The organism is Sphingomonas parapaucimobilis NBRC 15100, assembly GCF_000787715.1.
Classification (GTDB): domain Bacteria; phylum Pseudomonadota; class Alphaproteobacteria; order Sphingomonadales; family Sphingomonadaceae; genus Sphingomonas; species Sphingomonas parapaucimobilis.
Genome location: NZ_BBPI01000020.1, coordinates 1 through 4,508, shown reverse-complemented (window position 1 = coordinate 4,508; position 4,508 = coordinate 1). Strand labels below are relative to the sequence as shown.

General features: G+C 63.7%; 5 protein-coding genes and 1 tRNA gene. 4 read left to right on the top strand and 2 right to left on the bottom strand.

Annotated elements, in window-relative coordinates:
- Positions 1-33: 33 nt before the first annotated feature.
- The gene (locus SP5_RS19005; RefSeq protein ID WP_157013569.1) at positions 34-585 is read right to left on the bottom strand and encodes a hypothetical protein; all 552 of its coding nucleotides are present in this window, start codon (positions 583-585) and stop codon (positions 34-36) included.
- A 211-nt stretch (positions 586-796) separates the two neighbouring features.
- Positions 797-873 (bottom strand) — tRNA-Pro (locus tag SP5_RS04055).
- A gap of 225 nt (positions 874-1,098) precedes the next feature.
- Between SP5_RS04055 and yajC the strand changes: the two genes are divergently transcribed.
- The 4 genes from yajC to SP5_RS04035 are packed head-to-tail and all read left to right on the top strand — an operon-like array spanning position 1,099 to position 4,417.
- A complete protein-coding gene (gene yajC, locus SP5_RS04050) occupies positions 1,099-1,416 on the top strand; it encodes a preprotein translocase subunit YajC (RefSeq protein WP_042484466.1) in 318 nt (105 codons plus the stop codon).
- Between the two features lie 4 nt (positions 1,417-1,420).
- The gene (gene secD / locus SP5_RS04045) at positions 1,421-3,025 is read left to right on the top strand and encodes a protein translocase subunit SecD (protein ID WP_042484461.1); all 1,605 of its coding nucleotides are present in this window, start codon (positions 1,421-1,423) and stop codon (positions 3,023-3,025) included.
- Between the two features lie 16 nt (positions 3,026-3,041).
- Complete coding sequence (secF, locus tag SP5_RS04040) at positions 3,042-4,022, top strand: protein translocase subunit SecF (protein WP_042484458.1); 981 nt, start codon at positions 3,042-3,044, stop codon at positions 4,020-4,022.
- 8 nt (positions 4,023-4,030) lie between these two features.
- On the top strand, positions 4,031-4,417 hold the full coding sequence (locus tag SP5_RS04035) for an Mth938-like domain-containing protein (RefSeq protein ID WP_245613396.1): 387 nt from the start codon (positions 4,031-4,033) through the stop codon (positions 4,415-4,417).
- The last annotated feature ends 91 nt before the right edge of the window (positions 4,418-4,508 follow it).

The window sequence follows — 4,508 nt, the reverse complement described above, 5'->3', positions numbered from 1 at the left end:
GTGAGCCAAACCGGCGGAAGGTGACTTGATCGACTAAAATTCGCGCACGTTTCGCTGCCGAGCCTCGCGCTTACCCAACGGGATGGGCAGTAGCTGTGCGAACGAAATCATTTCATCGATTAGGTCCCAAAGCACTTCAGCGGCGGAACCAGTCTCTTGCGCGATATAGCGCACTTCCGACAGGTAATATCGATTTTCGTTGAGACGACTGTTTTGAGCGTCACAGCATTCAAAATGCACGACCTGCTCATGACCAACCTCGTGAATTCTCATCAGGCCATGAACGATTAGATGCCTATCGCTTTCAATAAGACCAATTTGTCCGATCAGGTTTCGGCACTGGGCGGAGTAGGCTGACAGTGGCCCCGGAGCATCAAGTATGCAACCAAGTTGTTTTAATCGCTTGCTCCATGGGTAGCTCATCTTCTTTGGAAGATGCTGATATTCTGCGCTGTAAAAAGTGCGAATTATCAGGTCCGATATCTTGAACTCAACGATCGCATAATGATGAACGAGCACCCCGCGCCAGAACACAGCTTCCTGATGAGGGTTGTCGAACGAGGGCGGGTCAAAAAGTTGGTTCACCGTGCTTTCTTAACCCGACCATCTCTTCCCACACCACCATAGACGAACGATCGCTTTCCACCCAATAGCCACCATTCAGCTTGGGTCGCTTTGGTCCGCCATGAAGCCAAACCTCCCGCGCTTCACTCCACGGTGAAAGCAGAACCTGCCAGAAACGAAAAGAGCGGGCTTTCGCCCGCTCTGTCGTCGTCCACCGATGTCAGTAGATGATTGGTCGGGGCGACAGGATTCGAACCTGCGACCCCCACACCCCCAGTGTGATGCGCTACCAGGCTGCGCTACGCCCCGACCGAGCGGCGGCCTCTAGGCGGGTTTTATCCGGGATGCAAGCCTTGATGTTGCGATAGTCGCGACACCACATCCGCCTCTCCATTGCGCCTGTCCGCCTGCGATGGTAGCGGGCAGGCTATCCGACATGGGGGCTTGTCGATCGTCATCGGTCGGCACGTACCCGTGCCCATTCAGCATAGACGGGTCCGAATGTTCATTCCCTTCACCGCCCCAGTCGCCGTGATGGCAGCCGCCTCCGGCGCCGCCGCATCGAGCGGAGCCGCCTCGTTCCTCAGCCTCGCGCCGCTGCTCCTCGTCTTCGTCGTCTTCTATTTCCTGATGATCCGCCCGCAGCAGCGCCGGATGAAGACGCTGCAGGCGTCGATCGAGTCGGTCAAGAAGGGCGATCAGGTCACCACGGCGGGCGGCATCGTCGGCAAGGTGACCCGGGTCGAGGACCAGCTGGTCGAGGTCGAGATCGCGCCGAACGTCCGCGTCCGCGTGGTCAAGGCGACGCTGACCGACGTGATCGACCCCACCGCCAAGCCCGCGAACGACTGACCCCATGCTGGATTTCCCCCGCTGGAAGGTCGCTTCCATCGTCGCGCTGCTGGCGGCCCTGTGCCTGCTGGCGGTCCCGAGCTTCCTGCCTGAGAGCGTCACGAACAGCTGGGGGGCGATCCCGCATCCCCGCGTGAACAAGGGCCTCGATCTGGCGGGCGGCAGTTATCTGCTGCTGGAGGCGGACACGGGCGATCTGGCCAATACCCGGCTGGAGACGATGCGCGATCAGGTCGCGGCCGAAATGCGGCGCGGCAATCCGCGTATCGACATCGGCGATATCTCGGTGCGGGGCGGCCAGCTCAGCTTCATGCTGCGCGATCCCTCGCAGGTCGATGCGGCGCGCGAGCGGTTGCTGGCGATCACCGGCGGCGGGGCGGGCATGACCGGCCAGCGCGAATGGGACATCAACGTCGTCGACACCTCGCGCTTCGTCCTGAAGCCGACCCAGGCGGGCCTGACCCAGGCGGTCGATACCGCGATGAAAACCGCGACCGAGGTCGTCCGGCGTCGTATCGACGCGCTGGGCACCAAGGAACCGACGATCCTTCAGCAGGGCAGCAACCGCATCGTGGTGCAGGTGCCCGGCCTGCAGGATCCGCAACAGCTGAAAGACCTGATCGGCAAGACCGCCAAGCTGGAATTCAAGCTGGTCGACACCACCGCCAACCCGGTCGAGGTGGCCAAGGGCAATGCGCCCGCGGGCAGCCAGGTCCTGCCCTATCCGGGCAATCCGCTGGGCGCGCCGGTGATCGCGGTCAAGCGGCCGGTCATCATCTCGGGCGACCAGCTGATCGACGCGCAGCAGACCTTCGACCAGCAGACCAACGCGCCGCAGGTGGCGATCACCTTCGACGCGCAGGGCGGACGCAAGTTCGCGCGCATCACCCAGGAAAATACCGGCAAGCCCTTCGCCATCATCCTCGACGGCCAGGTGCTGTCGGCCCCCAACATCAACGAGCCGATCCTGGGCGGTCGCGCTCAAATCATGGGCAACTTCACCGTCGACACGGCGAACCAGCTGGCGATCTCGCTGCGTTCGGGCAAGCTGCCGATCGACCTGAAGGTCGTCGAGGAACGCACCGTCGGCCCCGATCTGGGTGCGGACTCGATCCGCGCAGGCATCCTGGCTTCGGCGATCGCGGCGGTCGCGGTCATCATCTTCATGACCGTCACCTATGGCCGGTTCGGCATCTATGCGAACATCGCGGTTATCATCAACGTGCTGGTCATCCTGGCCGTCATGGCGATGCTGAACGCGACGCTGACCCTGCCGGGTATCGCGGGCTTCATCCTGACCATCGGCACCGCGGTCGACGCCAACGTGCTGATCAACGAGCGTATTCGCGAAGAGCGACGACGCGGGCGCAACGTCGTCCAGGCGGTCGAGCTGGGGTATAAGGAAGCCAGCCGCACCATCTTCGAGGCGAACGTGACCCACGCGATTTCGGGCGTCATCATGCTCGTGCTCGGCTCGGGGCCTGTGAAGGGCTTCGCGGTCGTGCTGCTGATCGGCATCGTGACCAGCGTGTTCACCGCCGTTACCTTCACGCGGATGCTCGTGGCGCTGTGGTTGCGCCGCGAGAAGCCCAAGACCATCAATATTTGAGGCAGGAGAACAGATCATGCGCCTCCTGAAACTCGTCCCCGACAATACGAACATCGACTTTGTCCGCCTGCGCGGCTGGGCGTTCGGGCTGACGCTCGCGCTCACCCTGCTGGCGGTCGGCGTGACGTTCGCCAAGGGCCTCAATCTGGGCGTCGACTTCGTCGGCGGCCTGATGATCGAGGAGAAATTCCCCACCCCGCCTTCGGCCGACCGGGTTCGCTCGGTGATCGACGGACTGGGCGTGGGTGAAGCCAATATCCAGGCGGTCGGCGACGGCCGCACGGTCAGCATCCGCCTGCCGGTGCCCAAGTCCAACGACGAAGGCGCGACCAACGCCGTCGTCCGCAAGGTGGAAACCGCGCTGGGCCAGCAATTCCCCGGTGCGACCTTCAGCCGTTACGACACGGTGTCGGGCAAGGTGTCGGGCGAACTGATCAAGCACGGCGTGCTGGCGGTCGTCCTGGCGATCCTGGGCATCGGCCTGTTCGCCATCTTCCGCTTCGAATGGCAGTTCGGCGTGTCGACCATCGTCGCCATCGTCCACGACCTTCTCGTCACGCTGGGCTTCTTCGCGATCACCCAGTTCGAGCTGGACCTGACGATCATCGCGGCGTTCCTGACGATCATCGGCTATTCGATCAACGACAAGATCGTCATCGACGACCGCATCCGCGAGAATATGCGCCGCTATCGCAAGATGGACATGCGTGAGATCATCAACCTGTCGGTGAACGAGACGCTGCCGCGCACGGTCATGACCTCGGTCACGATCCTGCTGGCGCTGATCGCGCTGCTGCTGCTGGGTGGCCATGTGCTGCGCGGCTTCACCGCGGCGATGATCCTGGGCATCGTGGTCGGCACCTATTCGTCGATCTACGTCTCGTCCTCGCTGCTCATCACGCTGGGCCTGCGCGCCGAGCCGAATCGCGAGAAGCCGGGCACCACCGACAAGCGCAAGGTGGCCGACGCCGAGCGCATCACCCCGCGCGAGAGCTGAGCGCCCGCGTGAGCGATTCGATCCGCATCACACGCGATCCGACCGCGCCCGGTCCGATCGTCCGTGGCTTTGCCGCCACGGGCTTTCGGGTGGGCGAGATCGCTTACCCTGCGCTGCTCCTATCGCCCGACTGGCACGAGCCGTGGAGCCCGCCGCCCTTCGAGTTGCTGGCTCCCGAATCGGTCGCGGCGCTGGTCGACGAAGCGCCGGAGTTTCTCTTGCTCGGCACCGGCGCAAATCTGCGCCGGGCGCCCGCCGCTTTCGTCGCGGCACTGGAGGCACGCGGGCTGGGCGTCGAGGTGATGGACAGCCGCGCCGCCGCCCGCGCCTGGGGCGTGCTGCGCAGCGAAGGCCGCAAGATCTGCGCGGCGCTGTACCCGCTCGACGACGCCTGAATCTCATTATCCTCCCCGGCACGGGGAGGTGGCAGGCCGAAGGCCTGACGGAGGGGGGCTTCCACGCAGGTCATAGCTGGCCGAAAGCCCC